The organism is Aeromonas sp. 130281, assembly GCF_056642115.1.
On the sequence record NZ_JBWVQS010000010.1, the window covers coordinates 67,667 to 85,344 of the forward strand.

The 17,678-nt window shown below is 66.4% G+C and carries 14 protein-coding genes; 9 read left to right on the plus strand and 5 right to left on the minus strand.

Annotation, left to right across the window (positions count from 1 at the left end):
* Window positions 1-104: 104 nt before the first annotated feature.
* On the plus strand, window positions 105-1,340 hold the full coding sequence (locus AC1IN8_RS19255) for an MFS transporter (protein WP_479760176.1): 1,236 nt from the start codon (window positions 105-107) through the stop codon (window positions 1,338-1,340).
* Window positions 1,341-1,348: 8 nt separating this feature from the next.
* Here AC1IN8_RS19255 and AC1IN8_RS19260 read toward each other — a convergent pair whose 3' ends face one another.
* Window positions 1,349-1,858: a hypothetical protein gene (locus AC1IN8_RS19260; protein ID WP_479760178.1), complete on the minus strand. Its 510-nt coding sequence runs from the start codon at window positions 1,856-1,858 to the stop codon at window positions 1,349-1,351.
* Window positions 1,859-2,023: 165 nt separating this feature from the next.
* Between AC1IN8_RS19260 and AC1IN8_RS19265 the strand changes: the two genes are divergently transcribed.
* Both AC1IN8_RS19265 and AC1IN8_RS19270 read left to right on the plus strand, forming a co-directional pair.
* Window positions 2,024-2,932 (plus strand): SAM hydrolase/SAM-dependent halogenase family protein, encoded by a 909-nt coding sequence (locus AC1IN8_RS19265; protein ID WP_479760180.1) that lies wholly within the window; start codon window positions 2,024-2,026, stop codon window positions 2,930-2,932.
* Window positions 2,933-3,258: 326 nt separating this feature from the next.
* On the plus strand, window positions 3,259-5,154 hold the full coding sequence (locus tag AC1IN8_RS19270; protein WP_479760182.1) for a PhoX family protein: 1,896 nt from the start codon (window positions 3,259-3,261) through the stop codon (window positions 5,152-5,154).
* 224 nt (window positions 5,155-5,378) lie between these two features.
* Here AC1IN8_RS19270 and AC1IN8_RS19275 read toward each other — a convergent pair whose 3' ends face one another.
* Together AC1IN8_RS19275 and AC1IN8_RS19280 are read right to left on the minus strand one after the other, a co-directional pair.
* Window positions 5,379-7,331, minus strand: a complete 1,953-nt coding sequence (locus AC1IN8_RS19275; protein WP_479760192.1) for a MacB family efflux pump subunit — start codon at window positions 7,329-7,331, stop codon at window positions 5,379-5,381.
* Window positions 7,331-8,482 carry an efflux RND transporter periplasmic adaptor subunit gene (locus tag AC1IN8_RS19280; protein WP_479760183.1) on the minus strand — a complete coding sequence of 384 codons (1,152 nt, stop codon included), beginning with the start codon at window positions 8,480-8,482 and terminating at the stop codon, window positions 7,331-7,333. Before AC1IN8_RS19280 ends, AC1IN8_RS19275 begins: the two co-directional genes overlap by 1 nt.
* Before the next feature lie 148 nt (window positions 8,483-8,630).
* Between AC1IN8_RS19280 and AC1IN8_RS19285 the strand changes: the two genes are divergently transcribed.
* The 3 genes from AC1IN8_RS19285 (at window position 8,631) to AC1IN8_RS19295 (ending at window position 13,728) form a co-directional block, all read left to right on the plus strand.
* A complete protein-coding gene (locus AC1IN8_RS19285) occupies window positions 8,631-9,311 on the plus strand; it encodes a response regulator transcription factor (protein ID WP_247627802.1) in 681 nt (226 codons plus the stop codon).
* A 14-nt stretch (window positions 9,312-9,325) separates the two neighbouring features.
* Window positions 9,326-10,609, plus strand: coding sequence for a sensor histidine kinase (locus AC1IN8_RS19290; RefSeq protein WP_479760184.1), 1,284 nt, complete (start codon window positions 9,326-9,328; stop codon window positions 10,607-10,609).
* 83 nt (window positions 10,610-10,692) lie between these two features.
* On the plus strand, window positions 10,693-13,728 hold the full coding sequence (locus AC1IN8_RS19295; protein WP_479760185.1) for a cytochrome c peroxidase: 3,036 nt from the start codon (window positions 10,693-10,695) through the stop codon (window positions 13,726-13,728).
* Between the two features lie 321 nt (window positions 13,729-14,049).
* Here AC1IN8_RS19295 and AC1IN8_RS19300 read toward each other — a convergent pair whose 3' ends face one another.
* Together AC1IN8_RS19300 and AC1IN8_RS19305 are read right to left on the minus strand one after the other, a co-directional pair.
* A complete protein-coding gene (locus AC1IN8_RS19300) occupies window positions 14,050-14,340 on the minus strand; it encodes a hypothetical protein (protein ID WP_247627798.1) in 291 nt (96 codons plus the stop codon).
* Window positions 14,341-14,485: 145 nt separating this feature from the next.
* Window positions 14,486-15,046, minus strand: a complete 561-nt coding sequence (locus AC1IN8_RS19305; RefSeq protein WP_106884870.1) for a gamma carbonic anhydrase family protein — start codon at window positions 15,044-15,046, stop codon at window positions 14,486-14,488.
* 235 nt (window positions 15,047-15,281) lie between these two features.
* On the opposite strand from AC1IN8_RS19305, the gene AC1IN8_RS19310 reads away from it, so the two are divergent.
* The 3 genes from AC1IN8_RS19310 (at window position 15,282) to AC1IN8_RS19320 (ending at window position 17,318) form a co-directional block, all read left to right on the plus strand.
* Window positions 15,282-15,923 carry a ribonuclease T2 family protein gene (locus tag AC1IN8_RS19310; RefSeq protein ID WP_479760186.1) on the plus strand — a complete coding sequence of 214 codons (642 nt, stop codon included), beginning with the start codon at window positions 15,282-15,284 and terminating at the stop codon, window positions 15,921-15,923.
* 70 nt (window positions 15,924-15,993) lie between these two features.
* Window positions 15,994-16,275 carry a helix-hairpin-helix domain-containing protein gene (locus tag AC1IN8_RS19315; RefSeq protein ID WP_429110368.1) on the plus strand — a complete coding sequence of 94 codons (282 nt, stop codon included), beginning with the start codon at window positions 15,994-15,996 and terminating at the stop codon, window positions 16,273-16,275.
* The gene (locus tag AC1IN8_RS19320) at window positions 16,272-17,318 is read left to right on the plus strand and encodes an NAD(P)H-dependent flavin oxidoreductase (protein ID WP_479760189.1); all 1,047 of its coding nucleotides are present in this window, start codon (window positions 16,272-16,274) and stop codon (window positions 17,316-17,318) included. The genes AC1IN8_RS19315 and AC1IN8_RS19320 overlap by 4 nt, the downstream gene beginning before the upstream one ends.
* The last annotated feature ends 360 nt before the right edge of the window (window positions 17,319-17,678 follow it).

Below are 17,678 nucleotides of genomic sequence, written 5' to 3' on the forward strand. Positions count from 1 at the left end.
ATGCAAATTTGAATCGCCATGATGCAGAACTGCCGCAGCCCGGGGCGGGCGGGATCGCTATGATGACGCTCCCGATAGCGCTTCCCCTGTCTGTGATTGGAGTCTTGATGTCATCCCCCTGCGCCCCAACTGCTGCCCACGGCAGCAAGGTCGATGTTCGCCCCCGCCTGCTCGGGTTTCTGGCCCTGGCCCTGATGTCGGCCCTGCTCAACAGCAGCGTGCCCACCCCGCTCTATCCCCATTACCAGGCGGCGCTAGCCCTGAGCGATCTCGGCCTCAGCCTCATCTATGGCGGCTATGCGGGGGGAGTGCTGATCGCCCTGTTCGGGGTGGGCAACCTGGCGGGAAGGGTGGCGGATCTGCGCATACTGATCCTGCCTGCCCTGCTGGCGGTCGCGGGCGGAGCCCTGCTCTTCTCCCTGGCCGACAGCTTCTGGTCCCTGCTGCTGGGGCGGGTCCTGGCCGGGATTGGCACGGGCAGCCTGACCGGCGCCGCCAATGTGGCGCTGCTGCGCTTTGGCCCCCAGGATGGCGGCAAGCGGGCGGCCCTGAGCGCCACCCTCTCCTTCACCGCCGGGCTGGCCCTCGGTCCCGTGTTCAGCGGCCTGGCGCTGCAACTGGACTTCTACCCGACCACCTTGCCCTTCCTGCTGATCCTGGGGATGGCGAGCTGCGCCATCGCGGGCCTGGTGCTGAGCTGGCCAAGTGGCGCCAGGACGACGGTGGCCGGCCCGAGCGGGCCGGGTGGGGGATCTCTGGGGGAGGGGCTCAGGGCCACGGGGGCCGGGTTCTTTCTCTGCGCCCTGGCGCTCTTCACCGCCTGGGCGGTGGCGGCCAGCCTGCTGGCCATCGGCCCCAAGGTGGTGAGTCAGTTGCTGGGCATGAGGGATCTGGGGCTGTTCGGCTATCTCGTCGCGGCCTATCTGGTCTTCTCCGGGCTTTGCCAGCTCTGGGCCCGTCGCCTCGATGCCCGCCATACCCTGCAAAGCGGCGCTCTGGCCCTGGCGCTCTGCGTGCTGCTGTTTGCCGGCGCCGTGCACGGCCTGCCAGGCTGGCTGGCGGGACTCGGGTTGCTGGTGGCGGGCTACGCCCAGGGGGCCGTGTTTGTGGGCAGTGCGACCCTGATCAATCGCATCGCTCCCCCTGCCAGCCACGCGCGGCTGGTCTCCCTCTTCTATGTGATCGCCTATGTGGCGAACTGGGTGCCCGCGCTGCTGGGCTGGGTGAGCGACGGTGCAGGCCTCCTGGCGGCGCTGGATCTGCTGTTCGTCGGCAGCACCCTGACCAGCCTTGGGCTGGCCTGGGCCCTGTCACGGCATCGCTTCGAGCCCGCCGCCTGACGAGAGCATCATGCATCGACCAGGACGACGCTGCCGGCATCCAGGTGGTGCATCCACTCCCGCAGGATCAGCAGGGCGGCGGCGAAACGGCGATCCTTCGGCAACTGGGCCGATGCCAGGGGATCCCCCTCCACTATGGCAACCAGCTGGCCGAACAGCCGCTCTATGTTCTCCCTGCTCTGCACCCGGCTGCCCAGGGGCTCGGCCAGGGGCACGGGGCTGTGCAGGTGCAGCACGGGGTGGGGCGGGATCCGGGCCGCGAGGGGCATCAGCACATCCTCCACCACCATGATGGCCTGCTCTAGCTCCAGGGCGCTCGGCGGATCCTCCGCTACCAGGATGGCCTGCTCCAGCTCCAGGGCGCTCGGCGGGTCCCGGCGAAAGGGGCCCGGGGTCAGGGCAGTGAGCCCCAGTGCCAGTGAAAAGGTCTGGCTGGTGCCGTCCGCCCCGGTGATCTGCACCCGGCTCTGGGTCTCTCCCAGGCTCAGCAAAATGGTGTCGCGTTTCTCTACTGTCATGTGGTGCTCTCCTGCCTTCGAATGCCCATGGATACACCCGGCGGAGCACTCTGGCGAGTGCTTTCCCCCCATTCGGGCATCAGGGGTTGCAAAGGGGGTATGAAATGGCATTCTGGACGTCTAGATTTCTGTTTCTCTGTCGCATCCCTCACAAGGAGTCCTGATATGGATATTCGTACCGCTCCCCGCGCCCTCGTGCTCGCCCTCTCCCTGGTGGGGGCTGGCGCCTTCGCCAGCGAGGCCCTGGTGTTCCAGACCGATTTCGGCCTCAAGGATGGCGCCGTCTCCGCCATGAAGGGGGTCGCCTTCGGGGTGGACCGCACCCTGCCGCTGCAGGATCTGACCCACGAGATCCCGGCCTACAACATCTGGGAGGCCTCCTACCGCCTCTATCAGACCCTCAACTACTGGCCCAAGGGCACCGTCTTCGTGAGCGTGGTGGATCCCGGTGTGGGCACGGATCGCAAGTCCGTGGTGCTCAAGACCAAGAGCGGCCACTACATCGTCAGCCCGGACAACGGCACCCTGACCCTGGTGGCGGAGCACTTCGGCATCGACACCGTGCGCCAGATCGACGAGAAGCGCAACCGCCTCAAGGGCTCCGAGAAGTCCTACACCTTCCACGGTCGCGACGTCTACGCCTACACGGGAGCGCGACTCGCCTCCGGCGCCATCAGCTTCGAGCAGGTGGGGCCCAAACTGCCCGCCGAGGTGGTGACCATCCCCTACCAGCCGGCGGTGGCCGAGGCCGATGGCACCCTGAAGGGCAACATCCCCATTCTGGATGTGCAGTACGGCAACGTCTGGACCAACATCGACGACACCTTGTTGACCAGGGCGGGGATCCACAAGGGGGACAACGCCTGCATCAGGATAAGCGAAGGGGATGCGCTCAAATACGAGGGCAAGGCCCCCTACGTCAGCAGCTTTGGCGATGTGCCGGAGGGCCAGCCCCTGGTCTACCTCAACAGCCTGCTGCAGGTGTCGGTGGCCCTGAACATGGAGAGCTTCGCTGCAAAACATCAGGTGCAATCCGGCGCCAACTGGCATATCAGCCTGAAAAAATGCGGCTAGAGGGAGGCAGTCAGCGGGTGAAATCCGGTACAAACGGGCATATCAGCTTGAAGAAGTTCGGCTAGAGGGCGGTTGCCAGCGGGTGAAATCCGGTACAAACGGGCATATCAGCCTGAAAAAATGCGGCCAGGGCTAGCCTCTCTATCAGCGATGCCTCTCCTGGGGCGGTGGGACTCGTGTCCACCGCCCCTTGTTCTGGACGGTGCGCCTTGCCGGGCCAGACGGCTATCTCATCAGTTGTCATCTTCGTTTAATAAAGTGCCGCCATGCTGTGGCCGGACGCCGTGATGACGCAATGATTGCGCTGAGATAACAAGGAAAAGCCGATGAGCCGTTTTGACGAGAGAGACAGTGCCAACCACCCCCGGGAGCAGGAGCCGGAGTTCAACCGCCTGATCGAGGCCGGCCTCAGCCGCCGGGGCTTCCTCAAGGGGGTTGGCGCCGCCAGCATGGTGGCGTTTTTTGCCGCACATCCGGTGGCCCGCGCCGTGGCCGCCGCCACCCAGCCGCTGCTCGGCTTCCAGGCCGTGCCCGCCTCGGTGGCCGACACCATAGTGGTGCCACCCGGCTACAAGGCCGAGGTGCTGATCGCCTGGGGGGATGCCCTGTTCGCCGATGCCCCCGCCTTTGCCCAGAGCAATGACGCCAGGGCCCAGGCCCGCCAGTTTGGCGACAACAACGACGGCATGAGCTTCTTCCCCCTGGGGCCGGATCGTGCCCTGCTCGCCGTCAACAACGAATACACCAACTACGAATACCTGTTTGCGGATGGCGGCAAGGTGCTCAGTGCCGACGCCGTCGCCAAGGCCCAGGCGGCCCACGGGGTCTCCCTGGTGGAGCTGGTACGCAAAGATGGCAAGTGGCAGGCCAATCCCAAGGGGGCCCTCAACCGCCGCATCACCGCCACCACCCCCATGACACTGAGCGGCCCGGCGGCGGGCCATGCCCTGCTCAAGACCCAGGCCGATCCCGAGGGGCGCACCGCCCTTGGCACCTTCAACAACTGCTCCAACGGCCAGACCCCCTGGGGCACCTACCTCACCTGCGAGGAGAACTTCAACGGCTACTTCGGCAGTGCGGGCAAGCCGGTGCTGGACCAGCGCGCCGCCCGCTATGGCCTGGCCGCCGAGGACGCGGGCTTTGGCTGGCACAGGTTCGACGAGCGCTTCGATCTCGCCAAACACCCCCAGGAGCCGAACCGCTTCGGCTGGGTGGTGGAGATAGATCCGCAGGATCCCGCCTCCACCCCGAAGAAGCGCACCGCCCTTGGCCGCTTCAAGCATGAGAATGCAGCCTTCACCGTCAACCAGGATGGCCGCGCCGTGGTCTACCTCGGCGATGACGAGCGGGGGGAGCACATCTATCGCTTCGTCTCGAAGAACAAGGTGGCGCCGGGCAACGATGCCGCCAACCGGGATCTGCTGGACGAGGGCACCCTCTATGTGGCCCGCTTCGACGCCAAAGAGGGGGAGCTCAAGGGCACAGGCCAGTGGCTGCCCCTGGTGCACGGCCAGCACGGCCTGACCCGGGAGAACGGCTTCGCCGATCAGGGGGAGGTGCTCATCTTCGCCCGGGAGGCGGCGACCCGGCTGGGGGCCACCACCATGGACAGGCCGGAGTGGGTGGCCGTGCATCCCCACAGGGCCGAGGTCTACTGCACCCTGACCAACAACAAGAACCGCGGCCTCAAGGAGAACCAGCCCCTGGACGGCGCCAACCCCAGGGCCGAGAACCCCTATGGCCAGATCATCCGCTGGCGCCCGGCCGCGGGCGATCACGGCAGTGACAGCTTCGAGTGGGATCTCTTCCTGCTGGCGGGCAACCCCGGCGTGCATAAAGAGGGCTTGATGGCGGGCAGTGCCAACATCACCCAGGACAACATGTTCAACAGCCCGGACGGCATCGGCTTCGACGAGGCGGGGCGGCTCTGGATCCAGACCGACGGCGACTACTCCAACGAGAAGCAGTTTGCCGGCATGGGCAACAACCAGATGCTGTGCGCGGATCCGGCGAGCGGCGAGGTGCGCCGCTTCCTGACCGGCCCGGTGGCCTGCGAGATCACGGGCCTCACCTTCAGCCCGGACTGGCGCACCCTGTTCGTCGGGGTGCAGCACCCGGGGGAGGAGCTGGCCCCCTCCCACTTCCCGGACGGCGGCACCAGCATTCCCCGATCCGCCGTGCTGCGCATCACCCGGGACGATGGCGGCATCATAGGGGCCTGATGGCCACAGATGACCGCCTTGCCTTTGATGAAAAGAGCCGCCTTCGGGCGGCTCTGTCGTTGGCCTGGCTGGGGGGAGACAAAAAAAAGACCGGGTACGGGACCCGGTCAAAGAACCCGCGCAGTCTGGGAAGAAGAGCGGGCGTTCAGGCTTGGTGGCGGGGCCGGGTATCGGCCCCCTGTCCGGTATCTGGGGGAGTGGCATCACCCCGACGTCAATGCGGGCTATTCGCGCTCCAGAGCGTGGATGGGATCCAGCCTGGCGGCCCGGCGGGCCGGAGCGAAGCCGAAGATCACCCCGATCAGGCTGGCGCAGAAGCAGGCCATCCCCATGGCGGGGAGGGAGTAGATCATCCGGACGCCGCTGCCGAGGTGCTCGAGCAGCTGGCCCAGCAGCAGGGAGAGGGCGATGCCGAGCATGCCCCCCAGCAGGCAGATGAGCACGGCTTCAATGAGGAACTGCTGCTGGATGTCCCGGGCTCGGGCCCCGACCGCCATCCGCACCCCTATCTCCCGGGTGCGCTCTGTGACCGAGACCAGCATGATGTTCATCACCCCAATGCCCCCGACGATGAGGGAGATGAGGGCGATGAGGGCGATCAGCGTGGTCAGGGTGGCGCTGGTCTGGGTCATGGTCTGGCGAATGCTGTCGGTGTTGAGCAGGAAGAAGTCCTGGCTGCCGTGGCGCAAGGCGAGCAGGCGGCTGATGCCGTCCTGGGCGGCGTTCAGGCTCACCTCGTCCCGCACCCGCACGCTGATGCTGCGCAGATGGCTCTGTCCCAGCAGGCGGCTCATGGCGGTGGTATGGGGGATCCAGACGTTGAGGGTCTCGTCGCTGCCAAAACCGCTCCGGCTCTTGACGGCGACCCCGATCACCCGGCAGGGCAGATCCCCCAGCAGTATCACCTGGCCGAGGGGGGACTGGGTCGGGGCGAACAGCTTGTCCCGGGTGTGCTCGTCGATGACCACCTCCTGGGCCAGGGTCTCCTCGCTCTGGCGATCGAAGCCCATGCCCTGGGCCAGGCGATAACCCCTGACCTGGAAGAACCCGGCGCCGACCCCGTTGATGGTGCCGGAGACGGCGGTGCTGCCAAGGCGCAGGGTGACGCTGGTGCTGAGGCTGGGGGTGACGCTGTCGACATAGTCCAGCCGGGCTATGGCCTCGGCGTCCCCGATCCTCAGGGTCTGGATGGCGGCGGAGCGCAGGTCGCCGAAGCCACGGCCCGGGAACACCTCCAGGGTGCTGGTGCCCATGGCGTTGATGTTTTCAAGCACTTGCTGCCGTGAGCCCTGGCCGAGGGCCACCACGGTCACCACGGAGGCGATGCCGATGATGATGCCGAGCATGGTGAGAAAGGTGCGCAGACGCCGGGCGACCATGGCCTTGAGGGCCATCTGCAGGGCATTGCCGAGCCCCGCCATCAGCGGGGTCTTCCCCCTGGCGGACGTCTTGGTGGCGGCCTGGGAAGCCTGGGGGAGGGGCTCGGGCTCGCGAGTGCGCCGATCGGCGATCACCCGGCCATCTTTTAGCTCTATGATCCGCTCGGCGTGGCGGGCGATCTCCATGTCGTGGGTGACGATCACCAGGGTGTGCCCCTGACGATGCAGGGCCTGGAGGCTCGCCATCACCTCGGCGCCGCTCTGGCTGTCGAGGGCCCCGGTCGGCTCGTCCGCCAGGATCACCTCGCCGCCGTTGACGAGGGCGCGGGCTATGCTGACTCGCTGCTGCTGGCCGCCGGAGAGCTGGCTCGGCTTGTGGCTGAGCCGGCTGGCGAGGCCGAAGCGGGTCAGCAGGGTCTCTGAGCGCTGGCGACGGGCGACCGGATCCAGCCCGGCGTAGAGGGCGGGCACCTCCACGTTGGCACGGGCGTCGAGATCCGCCAGCAGGTGATAGCGCTGGAAGATGAAGCCGAAGTGTTCCCGCCGAAGGGCGGCAAGCTCGTCCCGGCTGAGGGTGGCGGTGTCGCGCCCGGCCACCAGATAGGCTCCCTCGCTCGGCTGATCCAGGCAGCCCAGCAGGTTCATCAGGGTGGACTTGCCGGAGCCTGAGGCGCCGACGATGGCCACCATCTCACCACGGGCGATCGCCAGATCGATGCCGTCCAGCACGGTGACGGTGCGCTCACCCTCTCCGAAGTGGCGGCGGATGCCCCGCAGTTGCAGCAAGGTCTCCATGATCACATCCCCATGGGGGGCGGCATGCCCCCGGCGGCGGACTGGCTTACGCTCATCTCGCTGACGATCACCCGCTCACCGGCGCTCAACCCATCGAGGATCTGGGCATCCACCTTGTTGTTGAGGCCGACGCTGACCCGGCGCAGGCTGGTCTTGCCCGCGTCATCGACCACCCGGACCCTGTCCCCCTGCAGGGCGATGGCCGGGATCACCAGCGCCTGCTTGAGCCGTGCGGCCACCAGATAGACCTGGGCCGTCATGCTGATCCTGAGCTCCCCGTCCTGGTTGGGCACATCGAACAGGCCGTGATAGTAGATGGCGCTGCTGTCACTGCTGCTGGTCTCCTCGTCGTTGATGGTGTCGGGGGCGGGCTCTATGGCCCGCAGGGAACCCTCGAAGCGGCGCTGGCTGTTACCGAGAATGGTGAAATAGACCGGCATGCCGACCCTGGCCTTGATGACGTCGGCCTCGGAGATCCTGGCTTCCACCGTCATGGTGTCGAGCTGGGCAATCTTGAGCAGTGTGGGGGTGCTCTGGCTGGCGTTGAGGGTCTGCCCCTCCTCCACCGGCAGGGCCACCACAGTGCCGGAGAGGGGGGCAAGGATCCGGGTATAGCCCAGGTTGACCCTGGCGGTGTCCACCGCGATCCCGGCCTGCACCCGCTGGGCCGCGAGGGCCCGGATGTCGGCCAGGGTCTCGTCCAGGGTGGCCTTGGCGCTGTCATGGTCGGCGGTGCTGCCAAGCCCTCTTGCGACTATGTTTTGCTGGCGCTGGTAGACTAGGCGGGCGTTGCGAAGGGTGGCCTCCTTGGCATCCAGCTGGGCCTGGATGTTGTCGCGCTGGGCCTGGGCATCCTTGAGGGCGTTCTGCTGGGGCAGATCGTCGATCTCGACCAGCAGCTCCCCCTGCTTGACCTCCTGACCCAGGATGACGTGCAGCTTCTTGATCTGGCCGGAGACCTGAGCCCCCACGCTCACCTGCTTGCGCGCCTTCAGGGTGCCGTCCGCCATGATGAGCTGCTCCAGATCCCGGGTCTTTGCGGTGGCCGTGATGTAGTCGCTGGCAGGACTGCTGGCCTGGGGGCGCCAGGCCAGCAGCAGGGCGAGGGCGCACAGGGGCAGTAGCCAGAACAGGCGGGGGGAGAGCGTGGGCATGGCAAGCTGTATCCAGAGTGACGATCAGGGCGGCACTCTATCCCAGAGTCGGGTTAAGGCTCTTTGCGACAAGCGTAAGGGTTTCGTAAAAGTGGCTGCCAAGGGCGCAGGAAGCGGCGAGAATGGCCGCCGATAACGGAGACTGTCTATGAAGATCCTGCTGGTGGATGATGACGCCGAACTGGGCGCCATGCTGAGTGAATACCTGGGGGGTGAGGGGTTTGAGACCACCCAGGTGCTGACCGGGGGGGAGGGGGTGCGTCATGCCCTCTCCGGCCGTTACAGCGCCCTGGTGCTGGATGTGATGCTGCCAGATCTGGGCGGCACCGAGGTGTTGCGCCAGGTGCGCCAGCGCAGCCGCCTGCCGATCATCATGCTGACCGCCAAGGGGGACAATGTGGATCGGGTGGTGGGACTGGAGATGGGAGCCGATGACTATGTCCCCAAGCCCTGCTACCCCAGGGAGCTGGTGGCCCGGCTGCGGGCCGTCTTGCGGCGGGTCAACGAGGGGGGCGTCCTGGCGCCTGCGCCCGAGGCCTTCACCCTGGGCGCCCTTGTGGTGAGCCCGGCCAACCGGGTCTGCCTCTGGCAGGGGGAGCCGGTGGAGCTGACCGCCACCGAATTCAACATGCTGGTGTTGCTGCTGCGCACCCCGGAGCAGGTCGTCACCAAGGACATCCTCTCCCTGCAGGGGGTCGGGCGCCCCCGGGAGGCCTATGATCGCAGCGTCGATGTGCACATCTGCAACCTGCGGCAGAAGTTGCAGCAGAGGGTGGGGGAGGCCATCACCATAGAGACGGTCCGCAGCATAGGGTACAAGATACTGTGATCCTCAAGGGGCGATTGTTCTGGAAGATACTGCTGGGCTTCTGGCTGACCATAGTGGTGGTCAGCCAGTTGCTCTGGCTTGGCTTTCGCGCAGAGCGCGAGCGCCCGGAAGAGCGCCTCGCCCAGCAGTTGGCGAGCCAGCATCTGGAGATGGCGGCGGCCGTGCTGGCCCAGGGAGGCATGCCGGCCGTGACGGCCCTGATGAAGGCCATGCCGGCCGGGGCACGGCTGCAGATAGCCCCCCTCTATCCTGGGGGCGAGGCGCTGTCGCCCGGGGCCGCCCCCGTGCTGACGCGCACCGTCGCGGCGGCGGATGGGCACCGCTACCTGCTGCGTGCCAGCCCCGATCCGGACTGGCTCGCCAGAGGGCCAGAGCCCGGTCCCCTCTCCTGGCTCAACATTCCGCCCCCCATGCTCTGGATTGGCGGCCTGGGGGGCCTGCTGTTCAGCATACTGTTTGCCTGGCACCTGACCCGACCGATGAACGCCCTGCGCCGCAGCTTCGGCCAGGTGGCCAGGGGCGAGCTCGGGGTAAGGCTGCTGCCCGCCCTGCGCTGGCGCCGGGATGAGCTGACCGAGGTGGCGCGGGACTTTGACCTCATGGTGGAGCGGTTGCAGCAGCTGGTGGATGGCCGGGAGCAACTGCTCCACGACGTCTCCCACGAGCTGCGTTCCCCGCTGGCACGTATCCAGATGGCCATAGGCCTGGCGGAGCAGAGCCCGGACAAGGCGAACGACTCCCTGGCGCGGATCCGGCTCGAGACGGAGCGGATGGACAGGATGATAGGGGAGCTGCTGACCCTCTCCCGCGCCGAGCAGGGCCATGGTCTGGAGCAGGGCCACTACGATCTGCTGGCACTGGTGGAGACCCTGCTCCAGGATGCCAGGTTCGAGGCCCAGCAATCCGGGGTGCAGATCGCGCTTAGGCAGGCACAGGGAGAGACCTGGCTCTTGCTGGGCCAGGCCGAGCTGGTGCGCCGCGCCGTCGAGAACGTGGTGCGCAATGCCCTGCGCTTCTCGCAGCCGGGGCAGACGGTCAGCGTCCAGCTGACCCGGCTGGGTCATGAGGTGCAGCTGGCGATCGCCGATCAGGGGCCCGGGGTGGAAGAGGGCAAGCTGGCTGGCATCTTCGATCCCTTCGTGCGGATCGGCTCGGCCAGGGCGGGCAAGGGGTACGGGCTCGGGCTCGCCATCGCCCGCAAGGCGGTGACCCTGCAGGGGGGCAGCATAGAGGCGCACAACCGGCCGCAAGGGGGCTTGCTGGTCACCATCACCCTGCCCTGCCTGGGGCCAGATTAAAAATATATCGCCAAGAAGCGATTGATAATGATTGGCATTTGACTGGATAATCGCCGGCTTGTCCGACCACTCCAATCAACACGATGAAACCCATATTCCTGCTGGCCAGCCTGCTGGCCCTGAGTGCCTGCCATGACAACCGCAGCGAGGGCCAGGATCCCGACGTGCCGGTCACGCCTCCCGTTGTCACACCGCCTGTTACACCGCCTGTCACCCCGCCGCCCGTCACCCCGCCGGTGACGCCCCCGGAGCAGACCCATACCCGGGCCGAGCTGACCCTGACCATTGATATCGGCGAGCGGCTGGCATCCGGGGCCACCCTGAGCCTGCGCCAGCGCGCCACCGGCATGGAGACGAGTGCAACCCTGAGCGGTCAGGGCAACCCGACCCTGACGCTGCCAGCCGGCCTGCTGCTGACGGCGCCCCTTGAGCTGGTCGGGGAGCAGGAGGGATACATACTGCGGGCCAGCACGGCCCGGGTGGCGGATCTCGCGGCCGGTGAGTCCCGGGCCCGGCGCGTCACCCCCTCCCTGCGGCTCGACGAGGAGGAGACGGCGCTCTTCCTGCTGGCAGATCGCAACGGGGACGCCGTGCTGGAGATGGGGGAGTGGGGGCTGACCGGCGAGATCCGCCTGCAACAGCAGGCCGACATGCAGGAGTATGCGGCCCTGCTGAGGGCCCAGCGGTTGGGGGCCGAGCTCAACTATCCCGACAGTTGGCAGATGCTGCTGGCCCTGCGGGACGACAGCGCCGCCCGCAACTGGTATCGCCGCAGCAACGGGGAGGCGATCCAGGCCGCCCGGTTGCAGCTCTATCCGGCCAGCCCCGTGATGCCGGAGGAGCCGGAGACCGCCGAGCTGCTGCGACTGGATGAGCAGGGCCGCCTGCTGACCCGGGGGGCCTGGCACTGTCTGCACGATGCCCGTTCCGCCACCGGGGTCAAGGGCAGCCAATTCTGGCTGCCGGGGGAGGGCTTTGCCGCCTCGGCCCGTGTCACGAGAGCGGCGCTGGTGCCGCCGAGCAGTTGCGGCCAGCAGTCATGGCGCCTGCCGACCCTGGCCGAATTCGAGCGCCTGCTTGGCAGCGACAAGCTGGGGTGGCGCTATCCCAACACCATCCCGTTGCCCGAGTGGATCTGGTTGCAAGATGGCACCGGGCTGGCGCGGCTCTACCAGCCGCTGACCAAGGCGTGGCGCGATGAGGGGGAGGCCAGCCTGCTCTGGTTTGCGCTCTCCCCCTATCCGGTACGCCCTTCGGTGGATCGCAGCAGCGAGATGCCGGATCTGCTCTCCCTGCGGGCACAATATGCCGGCGACCCGGGCCAGTGGCCGGCGGCGATGGTGGACGAGGGGGTGGAGTGGCAGGAGCTGGGCCCCTTGCCCGCCATGCCCTTCCCGGCCGACAACCCCTACCGCAGGGCCAAGGTGGTGCTGGGCCAGCAACTCTTCTTCGACAAGGGTCTCTCAAAGGCCCGCGACATCAGCTGCGCCAGTTGCCACGATCCCCAGAAGGGGTGGGGCGACGGCTTGAGTGTCTCGGTCGGTCATCTGGGGCAGAAGGGGACCCGCAATGCACCGACCATCCTCAACGCCGGTTACGGCAGCAGCCAGTTCTGGGACGGACGGGTCGCCACCCTGGAGGAGCAGTCGCTCCATCCCATCAGCAACCCGGTGGAGATGGCCCTCGATCACGACGAACTGCTGGTCCGGCTGCGGGCAAGCAGCGACTACCCGGCCGCCTTTGCCGCCGCCTTCGGCGACGAGACCATCACCCTGGATAGGGTCGCCAAGGCCATCGCCACCTTCGAGCGCACCATCATCAGCCGCGAGAGCCCGCTGGAGCGCTTCGTCAAGGGGGATGAGCAGGCGATGAGCGACAAGGCGCTGTGGGGCATGCACCTGTTTCGCACCGAGGGGCGCTGCATGAACTGCCACTCGGGCCCTCTGCTGAGTCAGCACAAGTTCGAGAGCCTGGGGCTGACCTATTACGGCCGCAACCTCGAGGACAGGGGCCGCTTCCTGCAGACCAGACTGAAGGCTGACATGGGGCTGTTCAAGACCCCCAGCCTGAGGGACGTGGCCTTCACCGGTCCCTATATGCACAACGGCGTCTTCCCCATCTTGGCCCAGCGTCTCGGTGGCTCGGTGCAGGGGGTGGTGGCCATGTACAACTTCGGCGTCACCAAGTGGAGCAGCGGGGTCGGCTTCCCGACCGGGGTGGACGTGCATGATCCCTTCTTCCCCAAGGCCTCGGATCGCCTTCATGCCCTGGGACTCTCAAACGACGAGCTGGAGGCCATCGGCGAGTTCCTGCGCGCAGCCTCCCTCGAGCCGAGGCGCACCCCGGCCACCGTGGCCGAGCTGGGACTGAGCCAGGTGGATGACGAGGAGGCCGTCGGCGCCATCCCGGTCGAGCTGGTGGTGACGCCCGCCCAGCCCCGGCTGGAGGTGGGGCAGAGCCTCTCCCTGCAACCTGGCCTGCGGCTGAGTGATGGCAGCGAGGCCCCGGTGCTTGAGGCCGTCCAATGGCGCAGCGATCATCCCGAGCGGCTGAGGGTCGATGGCAGTGGCGTCATCACGGCCCTGGCCGTGGGGTCTGCCAGCGTGCAGGCAAGCGCGGGGAGCCACACCCTCAGGGTGGCGGTGCAGGTGGTGGATGCCCAGCCCGACTTTGGCCTGGGTTGCCATCAACCCGAGCTGGCGGCGGGGGCGCTCTCCTTCCTCTGCCCGCTGACCCGCGGCGAGGCCGACCGGATCGGCATCGACTACGAGGGCAGCGCCAGGGATGAGGACGGGGACTACAACCCCTATGCCATCGACTATGTGGTGATGAGCCAGGGGCGGGCGCGAGAGTACTGCCAGCAACTGGTGGCCCGCGGTCACGATGACTGGCGCCTGCCGGGAGCCGATGAGCTGGCGAGCCTGTTTGCCACTTATCATCAGGCCGGCGAAGAGATGAAGCTGCTGACGGAGCATGGCTGGCCGCTTTACAGCCGGGTCTGGAGCAGTGACGCACCCAATGACGAGGGGGAGGCTCCCCTGCTCGATCTGGGTTACGGCGAAGTGATGGGCGATCTGCCACAGGAGGCCCACGGGGCCGTTTGCGTGCGGGCCGGCTAACCCCGGCATGTCAGGATGACGAACAACGGGCGCCGCGGCGCCCGTTTCGTTGCCCATCGGCGCGGCGCGGGGGGCGGCACTTCCACCTAGCTGCCATCTAGCTCCCGCCGGTAGTCGTGACCCTCCCTGAGGCAGTAGCGGCGACCCCCAGATTCAGGGGGATGAGCCCCGCATCCGGCGTCGCCGCCAATACCCGGGTCGGTGGCGTCACCACCACATAGTGGCCCTCCCTGATGCCTGCCCGTGTCGCCGGGGCCTGCGAGGACGGGGAGGCTGATGGTCAGGATCAGTGTCCACCAGGCGCCGTGACACATCCTCATGCTATTGACCCTTGAGCGGGGCGGCGGCCTGGCGTTTGGGGGGCTGAGGTGGCAGCTCGCGCACGCTGACCATGACCTCGTAGCGGGTATCTGGGTCGGCGGCGGCAATGTTCTTCAGCAGCGCCTGGGCCAGGGCCTGGGGATCAGAGCCCTGCTTGCTGGCCTGATAGAGCACCGAGGGGGGCATCGGCATCTGGCTGCCGGGGCGAGCTGGCATGGGGGGGAACATCTCGCCGGCATGAGCAAGCGTGGTGCCCAGCAGCAGGGCAAGAGTGAGAGCGTTGCGTGACATTATGGTGACTCCATTGATGGGATGACCCCATCAAACGCCACTGGCGCGCCGGGCTCAATCACCTTTACACCCTCTTTTCACCGCCTTGACAGTCGTGACAACGGGCGCCGTGGCGCCCGTTGTTGCTCATCGTGATCCGCAGGACTCAGAACTCGTTGGAGAGTGCCTTGTAGCCCTTGACCAGGTCGATGTTGGTGTGGGCCACGTCTTCGGAGAACTCGGTGGCATCCACGGTCACGCGGGGGATCTGGGCCAGATCGCTCTGCTGGTTGATGCGGGTGGTGGAGGGCACATAGAAACCGGGGGGCAGATCGCAGCCGTCGATCACCGAGTTGTGACGCACCACTGAGCCTTCGCCTATGTGGCAGTTGAACAGCACGCTGTTGAAGCCGATGAAGACCCGGTTACCCACCTCGCAGGGGCCGTGCACTATGCTGCGGTGGGCGATGGAGCTGTATTCGCCTATGGTGACGGCGGCGCCGGACTTGGAGTGGATCACCACGCCGTCCTGAATGTTGGAGTTGGCACCGATGACGATGGGCTCCATGTCGCCGCTCTCATCCACCTCGTCGGCACGGATCACGGCGTAGGGGCCGACAAACACATTCTCCTTGATGATCACCTTGCCGCAGATGATGGCGGTCTTGTCGATGTAGGCGGACTCGTCGATAACGGGAAGGTGACCGGAGGGATTCTTGCGGATCATGGCATGTCCTGTTGCTGATGAAATCGGGGAAAATGGCGGGACGCAGAGGCTCGCCGGAGAGTCAGCTTACGCCTCTGATCCGGGTGGGGGAACCCTTTACTGGTCTGACCCACTCTTGGTAAGGGCATTTGGCATGGTTGTTCTTTGACTCCCTTGTATGGGAGCATGGGGCCTGACAAACGGGCGTGTTCCTCGCCAGAAGGGGGCGCCTGACTGCGATGACGGAGACGATGACATGAAGAAGATGATGCTGCTCCTGGCGGCGTTCTTGCTGTGTGCCCAGGCCGCTCAGGCCAAGGGGCGGCCAGGTGAGTTTGACTACTACGCCCTGGCGCTCTCCTGGTCACCGGAGCACTGCGCCATCAAGCCGGCCGATCGAGAGCAGTGCAGCCGCCAGTTGGACTTCGTGCTGCACGGGCTTTGGCCCCAGTATCAGCGCGGCTATCCCGGCAGCTGTACCCGCGAGCGGCTGGATCCCGCCATGGAACAGGCGTTTGCCGGTCTTTACCCCAGCCGCTTCCTCTATGGTCATGAGTGGGAGAAGCACGGCACCTGCTCTGGCCTGAGCCAGCAGGCATTCCACCAACTGGCCAGGGATCTGCGCCAGAAGGTGCGGGTCCCGGCCGCCTACCAATCCCCGGTCGAGCCGCTGCGCAAGAGTGCCTTCCAGCTCAAGGCGGATCTGGCCGCAGCCAACCCCTGGCTTGCTCCCGATACCATCACGGTGGCCTGCGCCGACGGCGGTCGTTTCCTGCGGGAGATCTACATCTGCATCAACAAGGAAGGGACGGATGCCGTTCCCTGCTCGGACGAGATGCAAAAGCGGGAGCGCCGCTCCTGCGGCCAGCCGGACTTCCTGCTGCGCAGCGTGCGCTGATCCTCGTTATCTTCATCAGGCCTCTTGGGGGCCTGATGTGCAACTGCAGTCATCGGAAAGGAGCTCTGCAATGACCGACGTGAAACAGTTTTCGGCACGGGAGCGCAGCCTGCTGCTCGGGGTGAAAGGGGTGGGCCCCACCGTCATCGGGCGGCTCGAACAGCTGGGCTACCACAGCCTGAGTGAGCTGGCCGAGGCGGATAGCGGCCACATAGTCCGGCTGGTGGCCAGCATGCTGGGCGCGACCTGCTGGCAGAACAGCCCGCAGGCCAGAGGGGCCATAGACGGTGCCATAGCGCTGGCGCGCAGTCAGATGGCGGCCTCCGTCGCAGAAGGAGAGGGCGGCGCATGAGCCTGTTTGCCGATCTGGGGATGCGCTACCCCATCATCCAGGCGCCCATGGCCGGGGTGCAGAACGCTGAGCTGGCCATGGCGGTGACAGGGGCGGGTGCCCTGGGATCCTTGCCGGCGGCCATGCTCGGCACGGCCGAGCTGCGCAAGGCGCTGGAACAGCTGGTGGCCAGTGGCCCTGGCCCCTTCAACATCAACTTCTTCTGCCATCGACAGCGTGAGCCTGATCCGGCCGAAGAGCACCGCTGGCGAGAGGCGCTGGCTCCCTACTATGCCGAGTTCGGGGTGGATGCCAGCGCCGTGACGACGGCGCCCGGCCGCGCGCCCTTCAATGCGGAGCATGCCGCTCTGCTTGGCGAGTTCAGACCCGCCGTGGTCAGCTTTCACTTCGGCCTGCCGGCGCCCGGGTTGCTAGCCCGGGTGAAGGCCACGGGGGCAAGCGTCTTTGCCAGCGCCACCACGGTAGCGGAAGCGCAGTGGCTGGCGCACCATGGCGCCGATGCCATCATAGCCCAGGGGCTGGAGGCGGGAGGGCATCGCGGCCATTTCCTGAGTCAGGATCTCGGTCTGCAACAGGGCACCTTCACGCTGTTGCCACAGATAGTGGCGGCAGTGGATCTGCCTGTCATCGCCGCTGGGGGCATAGTCGATGGCAAGGGGATCAAGGCCGCCCTGGCGCTGGGAGCCAGCGCAGTCCAGATGGGAACGGCATTCCTCTGTTGTCACGAGGCGACGACCTCGCCCCTGCACCGTGCGGCGCTGCAGGGAGCCCATGGCCGGCACACCGCACTGACCAATCTGTTCAGCGGCCGTCCGGCGCGGGGGATAGTGAATCGTTTGATGCGGGAGCTTGGCCCTCTCTCGGCGCTGCCTCCTGACTTCCCCCATGCCAGCGGCGCAGTGGCCCCGTTGCGCGCCGCTGCTGAAAAGGTCGGTGACAGCGGCTTCTCGCCGCTCTGGGCCGGACAGAATGTCTCGGGTTGCCGCTCCCTGGCCGCCGCCGAGCTGATCGCAGCCTGGGCCGCCGAAGCCGATCTGGCCTGATGGCCTCTCTTCTGCAGCTTTCCTTTATATAGGTATCTCTACAGGCACTGGCTTCTGGCCTGGACGGCGTCGAGATCCTGCCGTGGTGGGGGAGTGCAGAGCATCAATCAGAGCCCTTTTTAACGGTTGCCTGTGGATAAGTATGTATAAAAGCTGTGTTTTGATATGAATAACTAATAAATGGCCTTTTTTTGCAATTTTATTGCAGTCAGTGCTTGCCAATGTGATCAATGTCTCTATAATGCACCACATCGACAGGGCAAGCGGCAACGCAAACAACCCGGTCGATAACCTCGAAAAGCCTTTGAAAATAAGGCTTGACTCGAGAAGGCGGTTGAGTAGAATTCCACTCCCGCAGCA

Bases quoted from the DNA above. Each gene is read 5' to 3' on its own strand.
- AC1IN8_RS19260 (WP_479760178.1), bottom strand. From the start codon at position 1,858: ATGACAGTAGAGAAACGCGACACCATTTTGCTGAGCCTGGGAGAGACC.
- AC1IN8_RS19265 (WP_479760180.1), top strand. From the start codon at position 2,024: ATGGATATTCGTACCGCTCCCCGCGCCCTCGTGCTCGCCCTCTCCCTG.
- AC1IN8_RS19270 (WP_479760182.1), top strand. From the start codon at position 3,259: ATGAGCCGTTTTGACGAGAGAGACAGTGCCAACCACCCCCGGGAGCAG.
- AC1IN8_RS19280 (WP_479760183.1), bottom strand. From the start codon at position 8,482: ATGCCCACGCTCTCCCCCCGCCTGTTCTGGCTACTGCCCCTGTGCGCC.
- AC1IN8_RS19285 (WP_247627802.1), top strand. From the start codon at position 8,631: ATGAAGATCCTGCTGGTGGATGATGACGCCGAACTGGGCGCCATGCTG.
- AC1IN8_RS19295 (WP_479760185.1), top strand. From the start codon at position 10,693: ATGAAACCCATATTCCTGCTGGCCAGCCTGCTGGCCCTGAGTGCCTGC.
- AC1IN8_RS19300 (WP_247627798.1), bottom strand. From the start codon at position 14,340: ATGTCACGCAACGCTCTCACTCTTGCCCTGCTGCTGGGCACCACGCTT.
- AC1IN8_RS19305 (WP_106884870.1), bottom strand. From the start codon at position 15,046: ATGATCCGCAAGAATCCCTCCGGTCACCTTCCCGTTATCGACGAGTCC.
- AC1IN8_RS19310 (WP_479760186.1), top strand. From the start codon at position 15,282: ATGAAGAAGATGATGCTGCTCCTGGCGGCGTTCTTGCTGTGTGCCCAG.
- AC1IN8_RS19315 (WP_429110368.1), top strand. From the start codon at position 15,994: ATGACCGACGTGAAACAGTTTTCGGCACGGGAGCGCAGCCTGCTGCTC.
- AC1IN8_RS19320 (WP_479760189.1), top strand. From the start codon at position 16,272: ATGAGCCTGTTTGCCGATCTGGGGATGCGCTACCCCATCATCCAGGCG.